General features: G+C 64.5%; 19 protein-coding genes and 1 pseudogene. 16 read left to right on the top strand and 4 right to left on the bottom strand.

All coding sequences use genetic code 11. The annotated features are described in order from the left end of the window. Positions 1-1211: HNH endonuclease signature motif containing protein (locus tag K323_RS0122875; protein ID WP_022883241.1), on the bottom strand; the 1211-nt coding region annotated here is incomplete at its 3' end. A gap of 393 nt (positions 1212-1604) precedes the next feature. On the opposite strand from K323_RS0122875, the gene dnaK reads away from it, so the two are divergent. From dnaK to K323_RS0122840, 7 genes are all read left to right on the top strand, one after another. Further along, positions 1605-3473, top strand: a complete 1869-nt coding sequence (dnaK, locus tag K323_RS0122870) for a molecular chaperone DnaK (protein WP_022887586.1) — start codon at positions 1605-1607, stop codon at positions 3471-3473. Between the two features lie 8 nt (positions 3474-3481). Then, positions 3482-4114: a nucleotide exchange factor GrpE gene (locus tag K323_RS28210; protein ID WP_022887585.1), complete on the top strand. Its 633-nt coding sequence runs from the start codon at positions 3482-3484 to the stop codon at positions 4112-4114. Then, a complete protein-coding gene (locus K323_RS0122860; protein ID WP_022887584.1) occupies positions 4107-5114 on the top strand; it encodes a DnaJ C-terminal domain-containing protein in 1008 nt (335 codons plus the stop codon). The genes K323_RS28210 and K323_RS0122860 overlap by 8 nt, the downstream gene beginning before the upstream one ends. A gap of 5 nt (positions 5115-5119) precedes the next feature. Further along, positions 5120-5533: a heat shock protein transcriptional repressor HspR gene (locus tag K323_RS0122855; RefSeq protein ID WP_022887583.1), complete on the top strand. Its 414-nt coding sequence runs from the start codon at positions 5120-5122 to the stop codon at positions 5531-5533. A 109-nt stretch (positions 5534-5642) separates the two neighbouring features. Then, on the top strand, positions 5643-6311 hold the full coding sequence (locus tag K323_RS0122850) for a hypothetical protein (RefSeq protein ID WP_022887582.1): 669 nt from the start codon (positions 5643-5645) through the stop codon (positions 6309-6311). A 128-nt stretch (positions 6312-6439) separates the two neighbouring features. Beyond that, the gene (locus K323_RS0122845) at positions 6440-7822 is read left to right on the top strand and encodes an LLM class flavin-dependent oxidoreductase (protein WP_022887581.1); all 1383 of its coding nucleotides are present in this window, start codon (positions 6440-6442) and stop codon (positions 7820-7822) included. 111 nt (positions 7823-7933) lie between these two features. Beyond that, the gene (locus K323_RS0122840; RefSeq protein WP_022887580.1) at positions 7934-9091 is read left to right on the top strand and encodes a class I SAM-dependent methyltransferase; all 1158 of its coding nucleotides are present in this window, start codon (positions 7934-7936) and stop codon (positions 9089-9091) included. Here K323_RS0122840 and K323_RS28205 read toward each other — a convergent pair. After that, positions 9063-10382, bottom strand: a complete 1320-nt coding sequence (locus K323_RS28205; protein WP_022887579.1) for a glycosyltransferase 87 family protein — start codon at positions 10380-10382, stop codon at positions 9063-9065. The genes K323_RS0122840 and K323_RS28205 overlap by 29 nt on opposite strands. Positions 10383-10701: 319 nt before the next feature. On the opposite strand from K323_RS28205, the gene K323_RS28200 reads away from it, so the two are divergent. Both K323_RS28200 and K323_RS28195 read left to right on the top strand, forming a co-directional pair. After that, positions 10702-12882 carry an ATP-dependent Clp protease ATP-binding subunit gene (locus K323_RS28200; RefSeq protein ID WP_022887578.1) on the top strand — a complete coding sequence of 727 codons (2181 nt, stop codon included), beginning with the start codon at positions 10702-10704 and terminating at the stop codon, positions 12880-12882. 11 nt (positions 12883-12893) lie between these two features. After that, positions 12894-14039 carry an FUSC family protein gene (locus K323_RS28195; protein WP_022887577.1) on the top strand — a complete coding sequence of 382 codons (1146 nt, stop codon included), beginning with the start codon at positions 12894-12896 and terminating at the stop codon, positions 14037-14039. A gap of 9 nt (positions 14040-14048) precedes the next feature. On the opposite strand, the gene K323_RS0122820 is transcribed toward K323_RS28195, so the two are convergent. Further along, positions 14049-14675 carry a TetR/AcrR family transcriptional regulator gene (locus K323_RS0122820; protein WP_022887576.1) on the bottom strand — a complete coding sequence of 209 codons (627 nt, stop codon included), beginning with the start codon at positions 14673-14675 and terminating at the stop codon, positions 14049-14051. A gap of 99 nt (positions 14676-14774) precedes the next feature. On the opposite strand from K323_RS0122820, the gene K323_RS0122815 reads away from it, so the two are divergent. The 6 genes from K323_RS0122815 (at position 14775) to K323_RS28190 (ending at position 21471) form a co-directional block, all read left to right on the top strand. Beyond that, on the top strand, positions 14775-16304 hold the full coding sequence (locus tag K323_RS0122815; RefSeq protein ID WP_051147500.1) for an MFS transporter: 1530 nt from the start codon (positions 14775-14777) through the stop codon (positions 16302-16304). 33 nt (positions 16305-16337) lie between these two features. Next, complete coding sequence (locus K323_RS0122810) at positions 16338-17387, top strand: zinc-dependent alcohol dehydrogenase family protein (RefSeq protein WP_022887574.1); 1050 nt, start codon at positions 16338-16340, stop codon at positions 17385-17387. A 60-nt stretch (positions 17388-17447) separates the two neighbouring features. Next, complete coding sequence (locus K323_RS0122805; RefSeq protein WP_022887573.1) at positions 17448-18224, top strand: GntR family transcriptional regulator; 777 nt, start codon at positions 17448-17450, stop codon at positions 18222-18224. A 114-nt stretch (positions 18225-18338) separates the two neighbouring features. Then, positions 18339-19499: an SIS domain-containing protein gene (locus tag K323_RS0122795; protein ID WP_022887571.1), complete on the top strand. Its 1161-nt coding sequence runs from the start codon at positions 18339-18341 to the stop codon at positions 19497-19499. Position 19500: 1 nt separating this feature from the next. Further along, the gene (locus tag K323_RS0122790; protein WP_022887570.1) at positions 19501-20514 is read left to right on the top strand and encodes an N-acetylglucosamine kinase; all 1014 of its coding nucleotides are present in this window, start codon (positions 19501-19503) and stop codon (positions 20512-20514) included. A gap of 24 nt (positions 20515-20538) precedes the next feature. After that, positions 20539-21471, top strand: coding sequence for a DMT family transporter (locus K323_RS28190; protein WP_022887569.1), 933 nt, complete (start codon positions 20539-20541; stop codon positions 21469-21471). Positions 21472-21474: 3 nt separating this feature from the next. On the opposite strand, the gene K323_RS28185 is transcribed toward K323_RS28190, so the two are convergent. Next, entirely contained in the window at positions 21475-22104 is a 630-nt protein-coding gene (locus tag K323_RS28185) for an alpha/beta fold hydrolase (protein ID WP_022887568.1), read from the bottom strand. Positions 22105-22208: 104 nt separating this feature from the next. On the opposite strand from K323_RS28185, the pseudogene K323_RS0122775 reads away from it, so the two are divergent. Then, positions 22209-22564 (top strand): annotated as a pseudogene (locus K323_RS0122775) (ISAzo13 family transposase); the annotation flags it as partial.

The following is a 22564-nucleotide window of genomic DNA, read 5'->3' as shown; positions in this document are numbered from 1 at the left end:
GTGGTGACCGTGAGGCCGGTCGGTGTGGTGATGGAGACTCGACCATTCGGGAGGCGTTCGTAGTCGAATCGGCTGAGGTTCTTGCGACGGTTGCTCTTTTCGCAGAGCGGGAACAGGTTGTCTTCGTTGGTTCTGCCGTTGTCACGTACCCATTCTTCGAGATGGTCGACATCGGTGTCGTCGACGGCCCGGTTGCAGGTGGGATCGATGCAGTTCTCGAAGCGAAACGCGATCCAGTCCTTTTGCGCCTGGGTGGGGCGGTAACGTTCGCGGTCGTAGGTGAGCTTCTCACCGGTGAACGGGTTCGTGGCCACGCGCCTGAACGAGGGTGCCTCGGCGAACAGCCGGGCAGCGGAGTCGCGGTCGATGGTGCCATATCCGCGTAGTTCGATCGGCTCGTCTCCTCCGCCGATCATGGATAGCAGCGGCACAAGCAGCACGGGCCGCACTTTCGCGGCCGTTGGCGTGCCGTCACCCGCGAGCCACGCCGCGGCCAGATCGGCACGAATCTGGTCACGTGAACGCCAGTTGGAATCTCCGACCTTGGTCTTCTTCTGTTCTGCGCGGGAGGTGGCGTTGAGGCGGGACACGATACGAACGGCATCTGGTGCTGACAGGAGCGCGTGCACCCATGCCATGCCGTTTTCTGCCGGTTCCATCCACACGCCCCTGCCTGCGAACGCGCGAGCGTGTCGGGCTTCGGCGGGTTCCTCGTGCAGCTTCTCCTTCGCCCGTCTGGCACGTGCCCGGAACGCGGCCGGTGTGAGGGTTCCAGCCGGTTCGGCGAGCTGCTCATCGAAGAGTCGCACTGCGGTGTCGTCGTCCCAGCCGCTCAGCAGGTCGAGTGCCGCGCCGACATGCGCCGTCGTTGTCTCGCCTGCCGCGAATACGGCGCGCAGCCGGGGCAGCCGGTCTTCGAGTAGCTGCGCGCGGTGGGCCAACGTACGCACCTGACCTGCGGAGAGGTGAAGACGCAGGCCAGCGTCGAACGCCGCCGCTTCCTCGGCCAGCTCAAGCGCATCCCGCCCAGTAAGCCCTCCGGAACGCAGATAGACGTGCGGGTTCGCCCGCGCGAGCCGCATCAGCTCAGCGAGCGACGCCCACAACCGCGCCTGTGCCCGATTCGTCTCGGACTGCGAGGCCGTGGCTTCATCGAGGCGATCGAGGATCAAATCGAATCCGGTCGCTACGGTCTTGCCCGGTATTAACACGGCGGGACGTTTTCGTACAGGCACTTCTCATACAGACACTTCTCGTGCAGGGACGGCAAACGCATCCTGACTCCAGATCTCATCTCGGCACGAGTGACTCTGACAAATTCACAGTAGCATACATCTACGATGTATTACCAGCAAATATCGCCCGACATTCGAAATCCTGTCCTGACAGGCGGAGAGACCTAGTAGTAGGCGAGGCTGGCCGGAGATATCCGCTAGATGCTGAGAGTTGAGCCAGAGTGACTCAAGTTTGCCTCCGCCGACTTGACACCGAATTCAGCGACGTGGAACACTTGAGTCAGCAAGACTCAAGTCTTTGAACCAACAGTTGCCACACCTGGCCAACGCCAGAATCACGAGAAATCACTCTGAAGGAGAAACGCACATATGTCACGTGCCGTAGGAATCGACCTCGGAACCACCAACTCCGTCGTCTCCGTGCTCGAAGGTGGAGAACCCACCGTCATCGCCAACGCCGAAGGCCAGCGCACCACGCCCTCGGTCGTTGCTTTCACCAAAGACGGAGAGGTTCTGGTCGGTGAGACCGCCAAGCGCCAGAACGTCACCAACGTCGACCGCACCATTTCGAGCGTCAAGCGCCACATGGGCACCGACTGGTCCGTCGGCATCGACGACAAGAAGTACACCCCGCAGGAGATCTCCGCGCGCATCCTGGCCAAGCTCAAGCGTGACGCTGAGCAGTACCTGGGCGACACGGTGACGGATGCCGTCGTCACGGTTCCGGCGTACTTCAACGACGCCGAGCGCCAGGCCACCAAGGAGGCAGGCGAGATCGCCGGCCTCAACGTACTGCGCATCATCAACGAGCCCACAGCGGCCGCCCTCGCGTACGGCCTCGACAAGGGCAAGGAAGACGAGCTCATCCTGGTCTTCGACCTCGGTGGCGGAACGTTCGACGTCTCGCTCCTCGAAGTGGGCAAGGACGACGACTTCTCGACCATCCAGGTGCGCTCCACCTCCGGCGACAACCGCCTCGGCGGAGACGACTGGGACCAGCGCATCGTCGAACACCTGATCAAGCGGTTCAAAGAGACCACGGGCGTCGACGTCTCCGGCGACAAGATCGCCAAGCAGCGCCTCAAGGAAGCTGCAGAGCAGGCAAAGAAGGAACTCTCGAGCAGCATGTCGACGAGCATCCAGCTGCCCTACCTCTCACTCACCGAGAACGGTCCGGCCAACCTCGACGAGACGCTGACCCGTGCGCAGTTCGAACAGATGACCCAGGATCTCCTCGACCGCACCAAGAAGCCGTTCCAGGACGTCATCCGCGAAGCCGGCATCAAGGTGGGCGACATCGCCCACGTGGTGCTGGTCGGTGGATCGACCCGGATGCCGGCCGTCTCTGAGCTGGTGAAGCAGGAGACCGGCGGCCAGGAGCCCAACAAGGGCGTCAACCCTGACGAGGTCGTCGCCGTCGGCGCCGCGCTCCAGGCCGGTGTGCTGAAGGGCGAGCGCAAGGACGTCCTTCTCATCGACGTCACCCCGCTCTCCCTCGGTATCGAGACCAAGGGCGGCATGATGACCAAGCTCATCGACCGCAACACGGCCATCCCCACCAAGCGCAGCGAGACCTTCACCACGGCTGACGACAATCAGCCGTCCGTGGCGATTCAGGTCTTCCAGGGCGAGCGCGATTTCACCCGCGACAACAAGAACCTCGGAACCTTCGAGCTGACCGGCATCGCACCGGCCCCGCGCGGCGTCCCGCAGGTCGAGGTCACCTTCGACATCGACGCCAACGGGATCGTGCACGTGTCTGCCAAGGACAAGGGCACCGGCAAGGAGCAGTCGATGACGATCACCGGTGGCTCCTCGCTGTCGAAGGACGACATCGCGCGCATGGTTCGCGAGGGTGAAGAGAACGCCGCAGAAGACAAGCGACGCCGCGAAGCCGCTGAGGTCAGAAACAATGCAGAGCAGCTCGCATACTCGATCGACAAGCTGATCAAGGACAACGACGAGAAGCTTCCGGCCGAGGTCAAGACCGAGGTGCAGGCGGATGTCGACGCTCTCAAGTCCGCTCTCGCAGGCGACGACGACGCGGCCGTCAAGACCGCGTTCGACAAGCTCAATGAGAGCCAGGGCAAGCTCGGCGAGGCCATCTACGCCTCCAGCCAGGCGGATGCTGGTGGCGCTCCGGCGGACGGTTCCGGTGAGCAGCCTGCCGAAGACGCCGCATCAGACGAAGACGTTGTCGACGCCGAGGTTGTCGACGACGAAGACGAGAAGAAGTAGAGAACTCGATGACAGACGAGAAACGCCCGGAGGACGAGCCGGAGAACCAGCCCGAGTATGAGTCCGCGGACGGTTTTGTTGACCCGTCGGAGCCGGTCGAGACGGAGTCGGTCGAGGGGGAGTCGGAAGAGGGCGCCCCCTCGGCTTCGGCCGACGGTATCGAAGAAGACGAACTGACCGTGCAGGACATCCTCGATGCCGCCGACCGTGAAGCGGCGGAGCCATCGAGCGAACACCTCGCCGACCTCAGGCGCGTCACGGCCGAATACGCGAACTACCGCAAGCGCACAGAGGCCAACCGTGAGATCGAACGGGAACGGTTGACCGGCGGCGTCGTCGCCGTTCTCCTCCCGGTGCTCGATGACCTCGACCGGGCTGAGAAGCACGGCGACCTCGAGGGTGAATCGGCTTTCGCCACGATCGCGGCGAAGCTTCGGGCATCCGTTGAACGCCTCGGCCTCACCCCGTTCGGGGCGAAGGGTGAACCGTTCGACCCGACGATCCACGAGGCGATCTTCCAACAGCCGAGCGCTGAGGTTGACGCAGAAACGATCGCGGATGTCGTCGAGACCGGCTACCTCCTCGGCTCAACGCTGCTGCGTGCGGCGAAGGTCGTGGTCCAGGTGCCGAGCGATGGCTAGCCAGGACTGGTTCGACAAGGACTTCTACAAGGTTCTCGGCGTCGCGAAAGACGCGACGCCGGCCGAACTGAAGAAGTCGTACCGCAAACTCGCGCGGAAGTACCACCCGGACTCGAACCCCGGCGACGCCGCATCCGAATCGAAGTTCAAGGAACTGAGCGAGGCCAACTCGGTCCTCTCAGACCCAGAGCAGCGCAAGGAGTACGACGCTGTTCGTGCCATGGGCGGTGGAGCACGCTTCACCGCCCCTGGCGGCGGCGGACAGCAGGGCGGCTTCGACGATGTCTTCGGGGGGATGTTCGGTGGTGGTGGTGGTGGTGGCGGTCGCCAGCAGGAATACACCTTCCAGCAGGGTGGCTTCGACGACATCCTCGGTGGGATGTTTGGCGGTCAGCAGGGCGGCGGTCGCTTCGGCAACCCGAGCGGTGGCTTTCGCGGCTACGGCGGCCCGACCAGGGGACGTGACGTGATCGCATCCACTACGATCGACTTCGTCACGGCGACGCACGGTGACCAGATCACCCTGCAGACCCAAGACGGCCGCGAGATCAAGGTCAAGATTCCCGCCGGTGTCACCGACGGTCAGAAGATCAAGCTGCGCGGCAAGGGGCAACCCAGCCCGGACGGCGGCGAGCAGGGTGACATTGTGCTCACGGTCACCGTACGCAAGCATCCGGTCTTCGAGCGTGACGGATTGAATCTCAGGGTGCATGTTCCGGTCACGTTCGTCGAAGCGGCGATGGGGGCGACGATAGAAGTACCGACGCTCGGGGGCCCCCCGGTGAAGCTGCGAGTCGCGCCTGGCACGCCGAGCGGCCGGATCCTGCGCGTCAAGGGCCGCGGTGTCGCAACGGCCAAGGGCACAGGCGACCTGCTCGCCGAGGTGCAAGTGGCCGTTCCGTCGCACCTGACGAAAGACGCGGAGGAGAAGCTGAAGGCGTTCGCGGAGACCCTGCCGAAAGAGAACCCGCGCGATGAGCTGCTGGCACGGGCCAGGTGATAACGATGGACGAGAACTCGCCGGTCTTCGTCATCTCGATGGCGGCAGAGCTTGCGGGTATGCACCCGCAGACTCTGCGCCAGTATGACCGGATCGGGTTGGTCAGCCCTGGACGTACCGCCGGCAAATCCCGGCGGTACTCCATGCTCGACGTGGCCAAGCTGCGGGAGATCGCAAAACTGAGCTCAGACGGGGTCAGCCTCGAGGGCATCCGTCGCATTCTCGAACTCGAAGATCAGGTGCGGAGGCTCCACACCAGGGTGGGTGAGTTGGAATCGGCGCTCGCCGACGAACTACTCAACCGCCCAGGGCGGCGCGTCTTCGCCGCCGGCGCGGAGGGCGACGTGATCTCGATGAAGGCCGGCACCAGGTCAAGGCGCTCGAACCAGCTCGTCGTCTGGCGGCCGCTCGGCCGCTGAGTTGCTGATCTGAGTTGTTGACCTGAGCCGTTGATCTGAGAATCAACAGTACGGGCAGGGGGATGGTGACGTACCCTCGAGGTGAGTAGGCGACAGCGGGGAGGCAACGATGACGAACGGAACCGGACCAGGCGGTTCTGGCTACCAGAGCGCGCCAGACCAGGGCGCGCCGTACCAGAATCACGTGCAGCCGTATGCGTCGGCACAGCCGACCAGGCCGCCGTTGACGCCGAAGCAACGCACCGGGGCGATGATCGCGGGCGGCGTGGGGTTTGTCCTGGTGCAGATCGGGCTCGGCCTGATCTCACTGCTGCTGGTCGTGGGCTTCATCGCCGTGGTCTTGGGAGCGATTGTCGCCATGACCTCAAATTCCGGCGGCGTGAGCCGAGGCTTCACCGAATTCGCCGACTGGCTCGGTTCCATTGATGCCGTCACGGTGACGGTCGTGGTGGTGGTGGTCGCGATCGTTGCGATCCTCGCCCTGGTCTTCGGAATCCTGGCCAGCCGCTGGATCCTGAAAGCGCACCGCGTCAATCGTCCGACCGCCGTCACCTGGAGCGCCGTCGGCATCAGCGTCGTCGCCAACTGGATAGTCGGCGGACTGGGCTTTGGCTTCTCCGGGCCGATGGCGGGAGCCTTCGGCAATGATGTCGGGTACTGGGTGGGAGGGCTGCTCGCGATTTTCGGAATCATCGTCTCCGTGGCCGTCGGTGTGTTCACCTGGTGGTGGATGGCCCACGTCTATCGCGCACCGGCCGCACAGGCTCCAGCGGCCTGAGCCCGGAGGGCCCGCTGACCGAACGGTGATGACGCGCGCTCGCGTTTCGGCGCTCGCGTTTTGGCCCCACGTTTCGGAATGTGTCGTGGCCACTATGCGAGCACCCCGCCCTGCCGCACCATAGGACGATGGCCAGACAGATACGCTTCAACGCCTTCGACATGAACTGCGTCGCCCACCAGTCCTCAGGACTGTGGCGGCATCCAGACGACCAGTCAGCGCGCTACAAGGACCTCCGCTACTGGACCGAACTCGCGCAACTTCTCGAGCGAGGCCGCTTCGACGGCATCTTCATCGCCGACGTGCTCGGCACCTATGACGTCTACGGCGGCAGCAACGAGGCGGCGATCCGGCACGGCGCTCAGGTTCCCGTCGCCGACCCGCTCCTGGTCATTCCAGCGATGGCATATGTCACGGAGCACCTGGGATTCGGTGTGACGGCAGGCACCGCCTATGAGCATCCGTATCCATTCGCCAGACGGATGTCGACGCTCGACCACCTGACGAACGGCCGAGTCGGCTGGAACGTCGTCACGGGCTACCTGCCATCCGCTGCTCGCAATATGGGACACACAGACCAGCTGGAGCACGACGACCGGTATGACCACGCAGACGAGTATCTCGAGGTGCTCTACAAGCTGTGGGAAGGGTCGTGGGAAGACGACGCCGTCGTGCGCGACCGAGAGAGCGGTGTCTTCACCGACCCGGCCAAGGTGCACGAGATCGGGCACGCGGGCAAGCACTTCACCGTCCCTGGCATCCATCTCTCAGAGCCGTCGCTGCAGCGCTCACCGGTCATTTACCAGGCCGGGGCTTCGTCGCGGGGGATCGGATTCGCCGCAGATAACGCCGAGGCGATCTTTGTGGCCGCGTCGACGAAGGCCGTGTTGAAGTCGACCGTCACCAAAATCAGGGATGCGCTGGAGGCAGCAGGTCGGGACCGCTACTCTGCCAGGATCTATACCCTGCTGACGATCATCACCGACGAGACCAGCGAGAAGGCCCAGGCCAAGTACGAGGACTACCTCAGCTACGCGAGCGAGGAGGGCGCCCTGGTCTTCATGTCGGGATGGATGGGAATCGACCTGTCCCAGTACGGCCTCGACGAGCCGATCGGCAACGTCAAGAGCAATGCCATTCAGTCGGTGGTCGCCAACTTCCAGGAGGCGGCAGAAGACGGCAGCCAGTGGACGGTGCGCGATATCGCCAGGCACGGAGCCATCGGCGGCCTCGGCCCGTTCATCGTCGGCTCTGGCAAGGAGATCGCCGACCAACTTCAGGAGTGGGCCGAAGACACCGACGTCGATGGCTTCAACCTCGCGTACGCGATCACGCCGGGCACGTTCGAGGATGTCGTCACCCACGTGATCCCCGAGCTGCAGAAGCGCGGCGCATACCCGACCGAGTACACAGAAGGCACCCTTCGCCACAAGTTGCACGGCCGGGGAGATCGCTTGCCGGACGAACACCGCGGTGCGCGGTACAGGGTCGGTGCGTCCGTCGCATCCTGAGGATGCGCGGCCACGCGTGCGCTCCAAGTGCCGCCTCCTGCGCGGTGGAGGCGACGCTTCGGGCGCACGGGCGAGCGCGTTGTGGTCACTTCGCTCGGATAGCGTAGTCACGTGAGCGACTTCGACTTCGAACGGCTGCGCCGGTGGCCGGATGTCGAGGCCGCCAACCTGTTCGCGTCCGACGCCGCCGACCACCTGATCCTCGACGAGGCGGCCGATGCGCTCGAATCGGCGCGTCCGGGCGAGGTCGTTGTGCTCGAAGACCATTACGGTGCGCTCACCCTCGGAGCGTCCGCGCTGCACGGTGCGACGGGCATCCGCGTGCATCAGGATGCCCTGTCCGGTGAACAGGCACTCGCCCGCAACGCAGCGGGGGCCGGACTGGCCGGTGCCTTCCGCTCACTCGACCTCGGCGAAGAACTCCTGGCCGGTGCCCGAGTTGTGCTTCTGCAGCTGCCGCGCAGCCTCTCGGCCCTCGACGAACTGGCCTCCACCGTCGTTCGCTTTGCCGCGCCAGACGTACGCCTGTTCGCCGGCGGCCGCATCAAGCACATGACGACGGCGATGAACACCGTGCTCGAACGATATTTCGGTCGGATCGATGTGTCGCATGCTCGGCAAAAGTCTCGCGTGCTGGTCGCGACTGAGCCTCGGTCGGTTCCGCGCGAACTAGCGGGCGAGTTGCCGCACGCTGCTTGGCCACGGTGCGAGGAACACCCGGACGTCGGGCTCACCGTCTGCGCGCACGGAGCGGCGTTCGCCGGCACCACGATCGACATCGGCACGCGGTACCTGCTGGAATTTCTGGGTCGCATGAACACGGATGCCCGCGGCGACGAAGGCGCCATCGATCTGGGCTGCGGCACCGGCGTGCTGGCCGCCGCCCTGGCACTCCGGAATCCTGGCATCCGCGTTCTCGCAACAGATCAGTCCGCCGCCGCAGTGGCCAGTGCCAGGGCGACGATGATCGCCAACGGGGTCGCCGACCGGGTGACCGTGGTGCGTGACGACACCCTCACTGGCCGCCCAGACGCATCCGCGGGCCTGATCATGCTCAACCCGCCGTTCCATATCGGCGCATCCGTGCACGCCGGCATCGCGCTCAAGCTGTTCGACGATGCCGCGCGGGTGCTGCGCCCGGGCGGCGAGCTCTGGACGGTGTGGAACTCCCACCTCGGCTACCGTTCTGTGCTGAATCGTGTTGTCGGGCCGACGCACCAGGTGGGCAGGAACGCCAAATTCACCGTGACGGTGTCGACCCGCCGCTGAGTGACACCAAAGCTCTTTTTTCTGCGACAACCGGCGTGGCCACGCGGGCCTGACGCCAGAGCGTCACCACCGACCAGCCGAACAGTGCGATCAGCAGTCCGTTCCTCGCGGTGAGCAGGAGGAGAGCGATCGGGTCGCCGTCGATCAGCGGCAGGTAGAAGACAGGGAAGATCAGGGTGGTGAGCACCCCGATCGCAAGCATGGCGTAGGCCGGCGTGCGCCACGCCAGCCAGTCGCGCGCGACGCCGACAGCGACAATGGGCGCGATCCACAGCATGTACTGCGGCGACCCGACCTTGTTGAGAACGACGAATGCGCACACCATTGCCATCGCCCCGAGCAGCAGCAAGTGCGAGGGGTCGCTGGTGCGCCGCAGCGCCACCAGCAACAGCACCAGAATGACGGCAAGCGCAAGGAACATCAGCGGCGTCATCGCCCCTGCGACCAGCCCGGTGCCGCGCCCGGCGACCTCGCGGGTGGCGATGTCGTGGTTCTCGTAGATGTAGCTGCCCCCGCGCCCGATCGCTGCCAGCCACACCCACGGTGTCGTGACCGGCGCCTCGAGTTGGAGGGCGCGATCGGTCTGCTCTGTCACAAAACCGGTGAGAAAACGGATGCCGCCGGCCGCCCAGACCATGGCAGCCACGCCAGCGGACACCGCGATCCCTGTCACGACCACCGTTGCCCGTCGGCGCGATGCCGCAACGACGGCCAGCAGCACGGCAGCGGGCCACACCTTGATCCACGTTGCGGCGCTGAGGAGCACGGTTGCGACAATCGGGCGGCGGGAGATCATGAGCAGACCGAGAATTACAAGCGGAGCGACCAGCCCCTCGAGACGCAGGAGCGCCACAGGGCTCAGCACGAACACCACCGCAAGCCACCACCAGGCCGCACGGAAGCCGCTGGCCTTGCGCCCGAAATCGGTCAGCCAGGCGACCGCTGCCGCGTTCAGCGCTGTCGTCATGAGCAACCAGGCCAGCTGGTAGAGATAAGGGCCGGCAACGTCGGCCAGGACGATCGGCAGCAGTGCACCGGCCGGGTAGACCCACGCGACGTCGATGCCCTGCCAGACCCCGGATTCCAGTGCTCGTTCAGCCCAGGTGCGATACAGCGGCAGATCGCCGAGCACGTCCCCGGCGAGGATTGTGGGCAGCAGGGCGATCAGGAAGACCAGATGGATGCCGATGAAACCGAGCACCAGTGCGCGCGGCGTCTGCAGCCAGGCCCGCCGCTCCGGCGAGAAGGTGTCGATGAAGCGGCGGTCAATTCGGTCGAAGAACTGTGACATTCACTCACCTCAGCGCACGAATCGCCTCCCGGTGCGAAAGGCGGTTTCCGGCAGCGTAAGCCGCGAAGGTGACGCTGCGGCATCCGGAAGCTGTCTATTCGGTGTCGGCGCTCCCGCTGGTTGAGCTTGCCGAAACCGAGGGGTGGGTCTCTGCCCTTCGACCCTTCGACCCTCAGGACGGCGCAGGCTCAGGACGGCGCAGGCTCAGGACGGCGCATGCCTGACCGGCGATCCGCCTACTGGCGCCGAGGTCGGTATGTGTCGTAAAGTTGAGTCAATCAGGCTCAAGTTTGCCATTTCCACTTTGGAGGACGACACGATGCAAGCCGGGCAGCAGCCCCCACAGGAAGAAGCCAAGAGCGCGCTTGAGCTGTATGGCGTGAATCTCACCGAAGTTGCCAAAAGCGGAAAGCTCGACCCCGTCATCGGCCGTGACGCCGAGATCCGCCGGGTGAGCCAGGTTCTGACCCGCCGCACCAAGAACAACCCCGTGCTCATCGGCGAGCCGGGCGTCGGCAAGACCGCCGTGGTCGAAGGTCTCGCGCAGCGCATCGTCGCCGGCGATGTCGCAGAGTCGCTCAAGGGCAAACAGCTCGTCTCACTCGATCTGGCTGCCCTGGTCGCCGGCGCCAAGTACCGCGGCGAGTTCGAAGAGCGTCTGAAAGCCGTGCTCAAGGAGATCAACGACGCAGACGGCCAGATCATCACCTTCGTCGACGAACTGCACACCCTCATGGGTGCCGGAGGCGGGGAAGGCTCCGTCGCCGCATCCAACATGCTCAAGCCCATGCTCGCGCGAGGCGAACTCCGCCTGATCGGCGCCACCACACTCGATGAGTACCGCCAATTCATCGAGAAGGATGCCGCGCTCGAGCGACGCTTCCAGCAGGTCTTCGTGGGTGAGCCATCGGTCGAAGACACCATCGCCATCCTGCGTGGCCTCAAGGAACGCTATGAAGCCCACCATCGGATCACCATCGCCGACGCGGCCCTCGTGGCCGCGGCATCCCTCTCCAACCGGTACATCACCGCCAGGCAGTTGCCGGACAAAGCGATCGACCTCATCGACGAGGCCGCCAGCCGGCTGCGCATGGAGATCGACTCCGCCCCTGTGGAGATCGACGAGCTGCGCCGAAGCGTCGACCGGCTGAAACTCGAGGAGCTGGCGCTGAAGAAGGAGAAGGACGACGCTTCGAAGGAGCGGCTCGCCAAACTCCGCGACGACCTGCAGGAGCGCGAGGCGAACCTCTCCGAACTGCAGGCGCGCTGGGACAAGGAACGCGCCTCCCTCAACCGGGTCGGCGCGCTGAAGGAAAAGATCGACGGCCTCCGCATCCAGGCAGATCGGGCCCAGCGAGAAGGCAATCTGGAGCAGGCATCCCGGTTGCTCTACGGTGAGATCCCGGTCATCGAACGCGAGCTCGCCGAAGCGGAGAAGGCCGAGTCAGACGGACCGCTGATGGTGAACGACCAGGTCACGTCTGAAGACATCGCCGCGGTCATCGCCGCGTGGACCGGCATCCCCGTCGGTCGCCTGCTGCAGGGCGAGACCGAGAAGCTGCTGAACCTCGAGGGTGAACTCGCCCACCGGCTCATCGGACAGAAGCGTGCAGTGCGCGCGGTGGCCGACGCGGTTCGCCGGAGCAGGGCCGGCATCTCCGACCCAGACCGACCCACCGGTTCGTTCCTGTTCCTCGGCCCGACCGGCGTCGGCAAGACCGAACTGGCCAAGGCGCTCGCCGAATTTCTCTTCGACGACGAGAAGGCCATGGTGCGCATCGACATGAGCGAGTACGGCGAGAAGTTCTCTGTCTCTCGCCTCCTCGGCGCCCCTCCCGGCTACATCGGTTATGAACAGGGAGGCCAGCTGACCGAGGCCGTGCGTCGTCGCCCGTACTCGGTGATCCTGCTCGACGAGGTGGAGAAGGCGCACCCGGAGGTCTTCGATGTTCTGCTGCAGGTTCTCGACGACGGCCGGCTGACGGATGGCCAGGGTCGCACCGTCGATTTCCGCAACACGATCCTGGTGCTGACCTCCAACCTCGGCTCGCAGTTTCTTGTTGACCAAACACTCACCCAGGAGGAGAAGGAAGAGGCCGTGCACCAACTGGTGCGACAGGCCTTCAAGCCGGAATTCGTCAACCGGCTCGACGACATCGTCGTGTTCTCCGCACTCTCGATGGAAGACCTCGGACAGATCGTCGAGCTCTACATCGACCGGCTGCAACGTCGCCTTGGTGAGCGTCGCCTGCAGCTGGCGGTGACCCCGGATGCCAGGGCGTGGCTGGCAGAGCGCGGTTACGACCCGATCTATGGGGCGCGGCCGCTTCGGCGACTCATGCAGCAGCAGATCGACGACAGGCTCGCTACCGCGTTGCTCGACGGCAGTGTGCGTGATGGCGACACGGTCCTGGTGGACATCAACGAAGACGGCGACTCCCTCACGGTCGTATCCGCGCCTCCGGTGCCGGCGGAACCGATGTTGCCAGACGAACTCTGAGCGGTAGGGCCATGCCGCAGAAGCGAAGATCCACTGCACTCTGGTTGCGCTACATCGTCACCAGGCCGCGGCTGCTGCTCGCACTCAAGACCGCGTTCGCGGCAACCGTCGCCTGGTTTCTCGCGCCCTTGATTCCACTCGCCGACGCCGACTACTCGTACTACGCGCCACTCGGGGCAGTTGTGAGCATGTACCCGACGTTGGTGCGTTCGCTGCGCACCGGGTTCCAAGCGTTGCTCGGCCTAGCCCTCGGCGCCGGTCTGGCGTTCGCAACGCTGGCCATGGGGGTGCCGCGAGGAGTCGGCATTGCGCTGGTCGTCGGAGTCGGTGTTCTGCTCGCCGGTGTGCGAGTGCTGGGCGAAGGGCGCAGTTGGGTGCCGATCACCGGTCTGTTCGTGTTGCTGATCGGTGGTGCGAACGCCGAAGATTATTCGATCAACTACCTGGTGCACATGGTGCTGGGGGTGGTTGTCGGCCTCATCGTGAACTTCACGATCATTCCGCCGATCTACCTGCAGAGGGCGGGGGTGCGGCTCAATCGCCTGCGTGACCGGGTCGCAGAACGGATGCGTGACCTCGCTGAGGCCATCGAAGACAACAGCCTGACGGGGCGGGATTGGGAGGCCGAGCTGCGCGGTCTCGACGAGGCCGCCCTGAATGTGCGTGGAGAGGTGCAACAGGCCGAAGAGAGCCGAAGGGGGAATCCTCGCGGCCGCAAGAACCCTGAGCTGGCGACCCTGAACCACAGTCGAATGCGTGCGCTCGAACGGGTTCTCTTTTTTGTGCGCGATCTCACCGATGTGGTCGGTGGGTTCGACGCGGGGGAGACCACGCCTCTCGGTGAATCGCAGCCCAGCGAATCGCAGCCCGGGTCGAAAGTGCCCGATGCGGAAGGCCGCGACGCAGGAGAGCGCGAGAGTCCGGCGGCCGTTGCACAACTCGTCGCAGCGGTGGTCGCGGTTGCGGACCTGGTAGCGAGCCCATTCCAAGCGGACGAGTCCGCCCGCAGGCTTGCCGACGCCGAGTCGGCACTCGATGCACTCAATGCCGAGCTCGACGCGCGCTCCGAGGGACGCCCGTCAGCCGTTGCCGAATCGGTCGCGGCATCCGTCTGCCTGCGTCGTATCGTCGAGGCCGCTCGGCCGTTTGCAGCGTAGAAATGCCGTTCAGTCGGTCGTGGCGCGCAGTCCGGCAGCCGGCAGGATGATCCCGTCGATGTTCGCGATCAAGAACTGGCGGTCGACAGGTTTTCGAAGCATGAGCACACTGTAGGCGACCATCGCCGGACCGATCATGCAGAGTCTCTCCACATCGCAATCGGCCGGGATCTCGCCGCGGGCGATCGCGCGCTGAAAAAAGACGCGATTGGCAGATGCACGCGGCTCGACGAGGGCTTCGTGCGCAGCGGAAGCGAGCTCGGGACTCCGGGCGATCATGGAGACGATTCCGGCCATCACGTTGAGCTTGCGCTCACTGTCGCGGATGCTTGGTGCCTTGATCATCGCGACGAGGTCCCCACGCAGCGTCCCGGTGTCCGGCAGCTCGTCCAAGTCGATGCCACTCGACTTCATGCATGCGACGGCGTCGAGCACGAGGTCGGCCTTGGACGTCCACCTGCGGTAGAGCGTTGCCTTGCCCGCTTTGGCCCGGGCGGCGACCATGTCGATCGTCATGCCGTCGTAGCCGGTTTCTGCAAGCACGTCGAGCGCGGCATCCAGGATCTCGGGATCGCGCGTGTGGTCCCTTTTTCGTCCGAGTCTGGGTTTCGGCTCATCGAGGCCGGTGTGCGTCATCGCAGTTGGCTCCTTCGCGTTCTGCCTTCATATTACCGACAGGTTAATTCCTGTACTCAATTGATCCGGAACTCCATAGTACCGTATATAGTAGCGTTCATGTCTTTAACACCACCCGCAATTCTCGTGACAGACCCTCGTCGCTGGATCACGCTCGTCGTTGTCGGGCTCGCCCAACTCATGGTTGTGCTCGACGCCACCGTCGTGAACATCGCTCTGCCATCGGCACAAGCCGATCTCGACTTCTCCGACGGTCAACGCCAGTGGATCATCACCGCGTATTCCCTTGCTTTCGGGAGCCTGCTCCTGCTCGGCGGGCGCCTCTCCGATCTGATGGGTCGTAAGCGCACCTTCATCATCGGGCTCATCGGGTTTGCCCTCGCCTCCGCCCTCGGTGGCGCGGCTGGCTCATTCGAGTTGCTCGTTGCAGCGCGCGCCCTTCAGGGCGCGTTCGGCGCTCTTCTCGCTCCGACAGCCCTCGCCGTTCTCACCACCACCTTCACCATCCCGAAGGAGCGTGCACGCGCCTTCGGAGTCTTCGGTGCGATCGCGGGCGCAGGCGGCGCGGTCGGACTGCTCCTCGGCGGCTTCTTGACGGAAGCTTTCGACTGGCGCTGGAACCTTTACATCAATGTCTTCATCGCGGTGTTCGCCCTCGTTGGTGCGCTCATCTTCATTCCGATCATCGAGCGCAGCGGCCAGCGGCCGAAACTCGACGTCCCTGGCACTCTGCTGGTGTCGGGTGCGCTCTTCGGTCTCGTCTATGGCTTCTCCAACGCCGAGACCGACGGATGGGAGTCCCCCATGACGTGGGGAATGCTGGCGGGCGCCGTCATCCTGCTTGGCGCATTCATTGCGTGGCAGAGGCGAGCTGTGCACCCGCTCCTCCCGCTCTCGATCGTGCTCGATCGCAACAGAGGCGCGGCATACATCTCGGTGCTGATCGCCGGTGCCGGCATGTTCGGCATCTTCCTCTTCGTCACGTACTACCTGCAGCTCACCCTCGGGTACTCGCCGATTCAGACAGGCCTGTCCTTCCTTCCGATGATCGGGATGCTGGTTCTCGCCGCACAGCTCGGCACCAATTTGTTCATTCCCCGCTTTGGGCCCAAGATCCTGGTGCCGGCCGGTATGGCGTTGGGTGTGATCGGCATGATCTACCTGACGTTCCTCGACACCACGAGCACGTACGCCGCGAACGTGCTTCCTCCGCTGATGATCGTCGGCTTCGCCATGGGAACGATCATGCCCGCATCGATGCAGACCGCCACCCTCGGCGTCGACCGGCAGTTCGCCGGCGTGGCGTCAGCGATGGTGAACACGAGCCAGCAGGTCGGCGGCTCGATCGGCACTGCCCTGCTCAACACCCTGGCCGCCACAGCCGCAGCAGATTATCTCGCTGCCCACACGCCCGTGTCTGAGGCGATCGGTGTGCAGGCGGCAATCGCCAGCTACTCGACCGCGTACTGGTGGGGTGCTGGCTTCTTCGCCGTCGGGGCGGTGCTCGCGGCCGCTCTCTTCCGACGTCGCGGACAGGGACTCTCGCTCGCCGCAGCGCCGCCGTCCCCTGTCGTGCTTGGCGCAGACCCGGCATCCGTTCCCGATGCAGAGCCGGTGGGCGCCCGCTGAGTCGTGGGGTGGGAGCACGGTTAGGCTGTGGGAATGCGCGCTACAGTGATCCACGGGGAACGGGATATTCGTCTTGAGACGGTGCCTGACCCCGTCCTGTCCACCGGCGGCGACGCCATCGTGCGGGTCGTCGCGGCCTGTGTCTGTGGTTCTGACCTCTGGCCGTACCGCGGCATCGCGCCAACGACCGAGCCGCACCGCATCGGCCACGAGTTCGTCGGAATCGTGGAGGAGGTCGGCGAGGCGGTGGAGACCATCGCGGTCGGTGACTTCGTCATCGCACCGTTCTACGACTGTGACAACACCTGCGTCAACTGTCGAAACGGCGTGAGTACCTCGTGCCTGAACGGCGGCTGGTGGGGGTCAGACGACCGGCTCGGCGGGTTCGCGGACGGCGCGCAGGGCGAGCGGGTGCGGGTTCCGCACGCAGACGGCACGCTGGTTGCCACTCCGGAGATGCCGACGGATGCGCAGGTCCCAGGGCTGCTCACGCTTGCCGACGTCATGGGCACTGGCCACCACGCCGCAGTCTCCGCCGGAGTGACTGAAGGCAGCACGGTCGTCGTCGTCGGCGACGGGGCCGTCGGGTTGTGCGCTGTTCTGGCCAGCAAACGACTCGGTGCGTCTCGCATCGTGGCGATGTCTCGTCACGCCGACCGTCAGGCGCTGGCCAGGGAGTTCGGCGCCACCGATGTGGTCGAGGAGCGCGGCGATGCCGGCGTCGACCGCATCCGTTCGCTGTTCGACGGAGTCGGTGCCGACTGTGTTCTCGAGTGCGTCGGCACAAAGGAATCGATGGATCAGGCGATCCGTTCGGCGCGTCCTGGCGGCATGGTCGGCTACGTTGGCGTGCCAAACGGCGGGCCTGAACTGCCGGTTCGGACGCTGTTCAACCGCAACGTCGGCGTCAACGGTGGTCTCGCGCCGGTGCGCGGCTACATCGAGGAACTGTTGCCGGGAGTGCTCTCAGGGGCGATTGAGCCCGGAAGGGTCTTCGACGTGCAGCTGCCACTGACGGATGTCGCCGAGGCTTACGCCGCCATGGACGAACGCCGCGCGATCAAGGTTCTGCTTCGCCCGTAATGCCGTTGGGTCATAGCCGCGCGGCGGCTGGTCGCACCGTTTATTGGTATCTTTATTGGTATGAACTCGTCTCCCGTGGCGCGCAGCACCAGCGCGCTACTCTCCAACAGCCCGCAGTCCCTCTCTGCGCAGACCGCTTCACGGTTGCTCGCCGAACTGCGTGAGGGCGGAGCGCGGAAAGGCGACCGGTTGCCATCGGAGCGCTTGCTTGCCGAACGGTGCGGTGTATCGCGGGTTACCCTGCGGTCTGCTCTTGGCGAGCTTCGGCGGCAGGGTGTCATCTCAACGTCGTCAACTCGCGGTTGGTTCGTTGGGAACGTCGACGCCGGGCCGGGCCAGGCTCAGGCCCCCGGGCATACGGTGCAGGGATTCGCCGATTTTGCTGCCGCAACTGGTCTCGAAGTGCGCGCACAGGTTCGAAGCGCCAGCACGCGTCCCAGCACTGTGGAGGAGGCGCGAGCCTTGAGGATTGCGCCAGGAGCGGCTCTCTTCGAACTGCACAGGCTCCGTTACCTCAACGATCTTGTCGTGGTGGAGGAGTACAACCGGATCCCACTGAACCTGTGCCCCTCACTGCCCGACGTGGACTTCACAACCGCGTCGCTCTATGCCACGCTGCGACAGGCCGACCCGCCGCAGATTCCCCGGGTGGCGGAATATACCGTCGAGGCGAGGCGTCCATCGCCGACGGAGGCCGCACTGCTCGAAATCGACGATTCCGCTCCCGTCCTTGTGGCAACGCAACTGTCCTACAACCAGCACGACAACCCGATGGAGCTCACGGTTCAGGTGTATCGCGGGGATCGTTATCGGTTCACCGCATCCATCACCAACTAGAACCAATCAACTACAAAGAGCGAACCTTTGACGTACCAGTAGCGGACCAGTAGGGTTTCAGGCAGCAACCTGCCCCGCTGGACCTGCTCCAGCCTGATCGCAAAGTGAAACTCCGTGACCACGTCAAAAACCGCCCGCGAGATTGCCCAACAACCGCTTCTGTGGCGGGAAGTCGGTCGAACGGCCGCGGCTCGGCGGGGAGAAAGCACAGACTTCCTGCGCCCGCTGTTTTCGCACCCGAACCTTCGCATCGTCCTCACCGGTGCAGGCACGTCCGCGTTCATCGGGGAGCTCCTGGCACCCGCGCTCAGTCGTCAGTTGGGCCGTCGCGTTGATGCCGTCCCGACAACCGACATCGTTTCAAATCCCCGCGAGGCTTTTGCGGAAGACTGCCCGACCCTCCTGGTCTCGTTTGCGCGCTCCGGCGACAGCCCGGAGAGTATTGCGGCAACCGAACTCGCGACGGCCAGCTTGAGCACGGTGCGCCACATGATCGTCACCTGCAACCCCGACGGCAAGCTCCTCCACCGTTACGCGGATGATGACGATGCTCTCGTCCTTCAGATGCCAGAACTGGCCAACGACCAAGGCTTCGCGATGACGTCAAGCTTCACCTGCATGCTGCTCTCCACGTGGCTGACATTCGGAGCCATGGCGAATTCCTCCACAGGCGACGAGTCAATGGTCGAGTCAATGATCGAGCGTCTTGCGGTGGCCGGAGAACAAATGATCGCAGAGCGCACAACGGATGTCCGTGCGCTGGCCGTCGGCGGTTTCGAACGCATCGTCTATCTGGGCAGCGGCCCCCTCACCGGACTGGCGCGCGAGTCAGCGCTCAAGCTTCTCGAGCTGACAGCGGGCACGGTAATCAGCTACTTCGATTCTGCGCTCGGATTCCGGCACGGTCCGAAATCTGTCATCGATGAGCACACCCTCGTCATCGTGTATCTCTCGAATGATGCATACACGCGTGCATATGATCTCGACATCATCGACGAGTTGCGCGGAGTCATCGGGCCAGACCGTGTTGTCGTCATCGGCGCCCGGACTGGCGACACACTGCACGAGCAGTCAGGGTGGTATCTCGACGGCCTCGCCGATATCGACGATGCCATCGTGTCGCTGCCATTCGTCGTCGCCGCACAGCTGATCGGTCTGGAATTCTCGCTCGCGTTGGGGAGGACGCCAGACAATCCCTTTCCGGATGGACAGGTGAATCGGGTCGTCCGGGGTGTGACGATCCACCCACTTCCCGGTCTGACCAAGGGAGAGTGAGATGTTCCTTGGCGTCGACGGCGGCGGAACCAAGACGGCGCTGTGCCTGGTTGATTCCGACGGGAACCTCGTGGCCGCGGAAGAGGCGCCAAGTAGCTACTACTTCTCTGCGGGAATCGGATCTGCGGGAATCGGATCTGCGGGAATCGAGCTGGTCCAACGCGTTCTGAAGCAGGGCGTGGATGCCGTCTGCTCGCGAGCCGGGATCACGCCGAATGATGTCACCCACGCCTTCTTCGGTCTTCCCGGATATGGAGAGGCGAGTGGCGACACGGCCATCATCGACGCCGTTCCCCGTTCCATCCTCGGACACGAAAGGTATGCCTGCGACAACGACATGGTCTGCGGATGGGCAGGCTCACTTGGAGCTGTAGACGGCGTCAATGTGATCAGCGGCACTGGTTCGATGACGTACGGAGAACATCACGGCCGGGGCGTGCGAGTCGGCGGCTGGGGGGAATTGTTCGGCGACGAGGGTTCTGCGTACTGGATCGCTATTCAGGGCCTCATCGCCTTCGCGAAGATGAGTGACGGACGCTTGCCTGATGGGCATCTGCGCGCGGCACTGTCGGAGCATCTCGACCTGCCGACCGATCTCGACCTCGTCGATGTCGTGCTCAACAGGTGGAATGGAGGAAGAAGCGAAATCGCGGCGCTGAGCCCTGTGGTCGTTCGCGCCGCGAACGAGGGTGACGCTGAGGCGATCCGCATTCTGGCCGAAGCAGGTCGGGAACTGGCCGACATCGTCGATGTCACCACCCGCCGGCTGAAGTTCGACCGTGACTCCGTCGTTCCGGTCTCGTACTCGGGTGGTGTCTTCCGATCGGCGGCAGTCCTCGACCAGTTCCGGCGCGCGCTGGCTGAGCGCCCGTATGCCTTCGACCTGCGCGAACCGCTGTACCCACCCGTCGTCGGAGCAGCACTCTACGCAGCGAAGCTGGCGGGAATGCCGTTGACGGCAGCGGCGCTGACCCGACTCCAAGCGTCGTCTGTCACCCCTCTCTCGTCCCTGTAAACCCTCTTTCAAAGGTGAAGATCAATGTTGAAGAACAATAGCTGGATCCTGTACGCAGCACTGTTAGTACTGTTCTGGGGGGTGTGGGGAGCATTCTCAAGTCTGCCAACAACCTTGTACGGCTATCCGGACGAGATGGTCTACATCATTTGGGCGTTCACCATGCTGATCCCCTGTTTCTTCGCATTGCGTGGTGTCAAGTTCGACCGTCGGCCCATCGCGGCTTTCTACGGATTGATCGTGGGGATCGCGGGTGCGGGTGGCCAGCTCCTTCTCTTCCAGGCATTGTCGGTCGGCCCGGCCTATTTGATCTTCCCGATCATCTCCCTGTCCCCGGCAATCACGGTGCTGATGGCGATGGCCTTCCTCCGCGAGCGCCTGAGACTGCTCGCCATCGTCGGCCTGATCGCGGCTCTTGCCTCGCTGGTTCTGTTCAATATTTCGCAGGGAAGCGACGACGTTTCCACCGGTCCCTGGCTGATCCTGGCGATCCTGATCTGTGTCGCCTGGGGTGTTCAGGCGTATTTCATGAAGAAGGCGGCCTCCGTTGGAGTGAACGATGGCACGACGTTCGGGTACATGACACTCAGCGGCCTGCTACTCATCCCGGTGGCGATAATCATGATGGGCGGGATTCCGTTGGACTTCCCCTGGCAGGCTCCCGCGCTGACGGCAGGCACGCAGGTGCTCAATGCGATCGGCGCGCTCTTCCTGGTGATGGCGCTCAGCCGCGGCAAGGCGTCGATTGTTGCTCCGACGACCAATGCGCTCGCTCCGGTTCTCACCATCATCCTGTCGTTGATCCTCTACCAGACGCTTCCGACCGTGTACGCGGTCATCGGTATTGTGCTTGCCCTGGTTGGGTCGACGCTTATGGTCTACAGCGACGAGAAGAAGAGCGAAGGTCTCCGCCCGGTGGGCAAGGTCCCGACAGAGGACAACGCCGACCGTCGGTGACCCTCAGCTGCCGCTGACGGATGTCGAGGTGAACGATCCAACGAGCTCGATAAGGCGAGACGGGGTCTCGATTTGCGGGAGGTGGCCCGCGTCTGGGATGACCTCGAGACGCGCCCCTGGGACCAGCTCCGCGTAGGCCTTGCCGACCTCGAGGTCTCCGATGCGGTCGGCGGCGCCCCACACGACGAGCACGGGGACGTCGACGCCCGGCAGCCGGCTTGCGAGCGTCGGATCGGTCATGTCGCCGCCGTAGACCGCGAGGGCAGTCCGGTTGCCCGCCATCGCGGCCCGGACCTCTGACGGGAGCTTCGACGGGTCCACACCAAACCGCTCCGGGTCGTAGTAGCTCCGCGCCGCCACTTCGGCGGGCGTCAGGGAGTAGAAGTCGACGTAGGGGTGGCCAGGCACGACGAGCCCGACGGCGTCGACGAGAACCACTCCGGACACCCGGGACGACCCGAGCGCAGCGATCTCCGCCGCGATCCACCCACCGATCGAGTTACCTATCACCGTGACGTCCTCGAGCCCGAGCGCGTCGAGCATCCGCACGTAGAGCTCGGCCAGACCACGGGGCGTGCGGAGCGACTCTGGCCGGGGTGTGCCATTAAAACCCGGGTGCACGGGCACGATCACCTCGCCGCCCTACGCTGCGGCGAATCCGGCGCCCCATGGCAGCACAGTAAGGACGTGCCAGTAAATAAGCCGGTGTTTCGTGGTTTGGGCTTTATCGTTGTGTTATGGCCATTGGCGTAGGGGTTGAGGCGGCACTGCGGGCAAAGTTTGATTCACTCTTGCCGCATTTGGATGAGCGTCAACGTCGTCTGACGCTCGGCGCGGAAGCGCGGGTCCTGGGTCATGGTGGCGTCAAGCTCGTTGCCCGGGCGGCTGGGGCCAGTCCGACGACGGTGTCCAGGGGAGTGGCCGAGCTGGAGGCTGGTGAGGCTCCCTCGCCCCGGGTGCGCCAGCCCGGTGCTGGCCGTAAGCTCCAGACGGTCACAGACCCTGGGCTGGCCGAGGCGCTGCTGGGCTTGGTCGAGCCCGAAGAACGCGGGGACCCGATGTCGCCGTTGCGGTGGACGACGAAATCCACGCG

The sequence above is a fragment of the Glaciibacter superstes DSM 21135 genome (assembly GCF_000421145.1).
In the GTDB taxonomy this organism is placed as follows: Bacteria; Actinomycetota; Actinomycetes; order Actinomycetales; family Microbacteriaceae; genus Cryobacterium; species Cryobacterium superstes.
The sequence above is the reverse complement of the archived record's forward strand: the minus strand, read 5'-3'. Positions and strand labels throughout refer to the sequence as shown.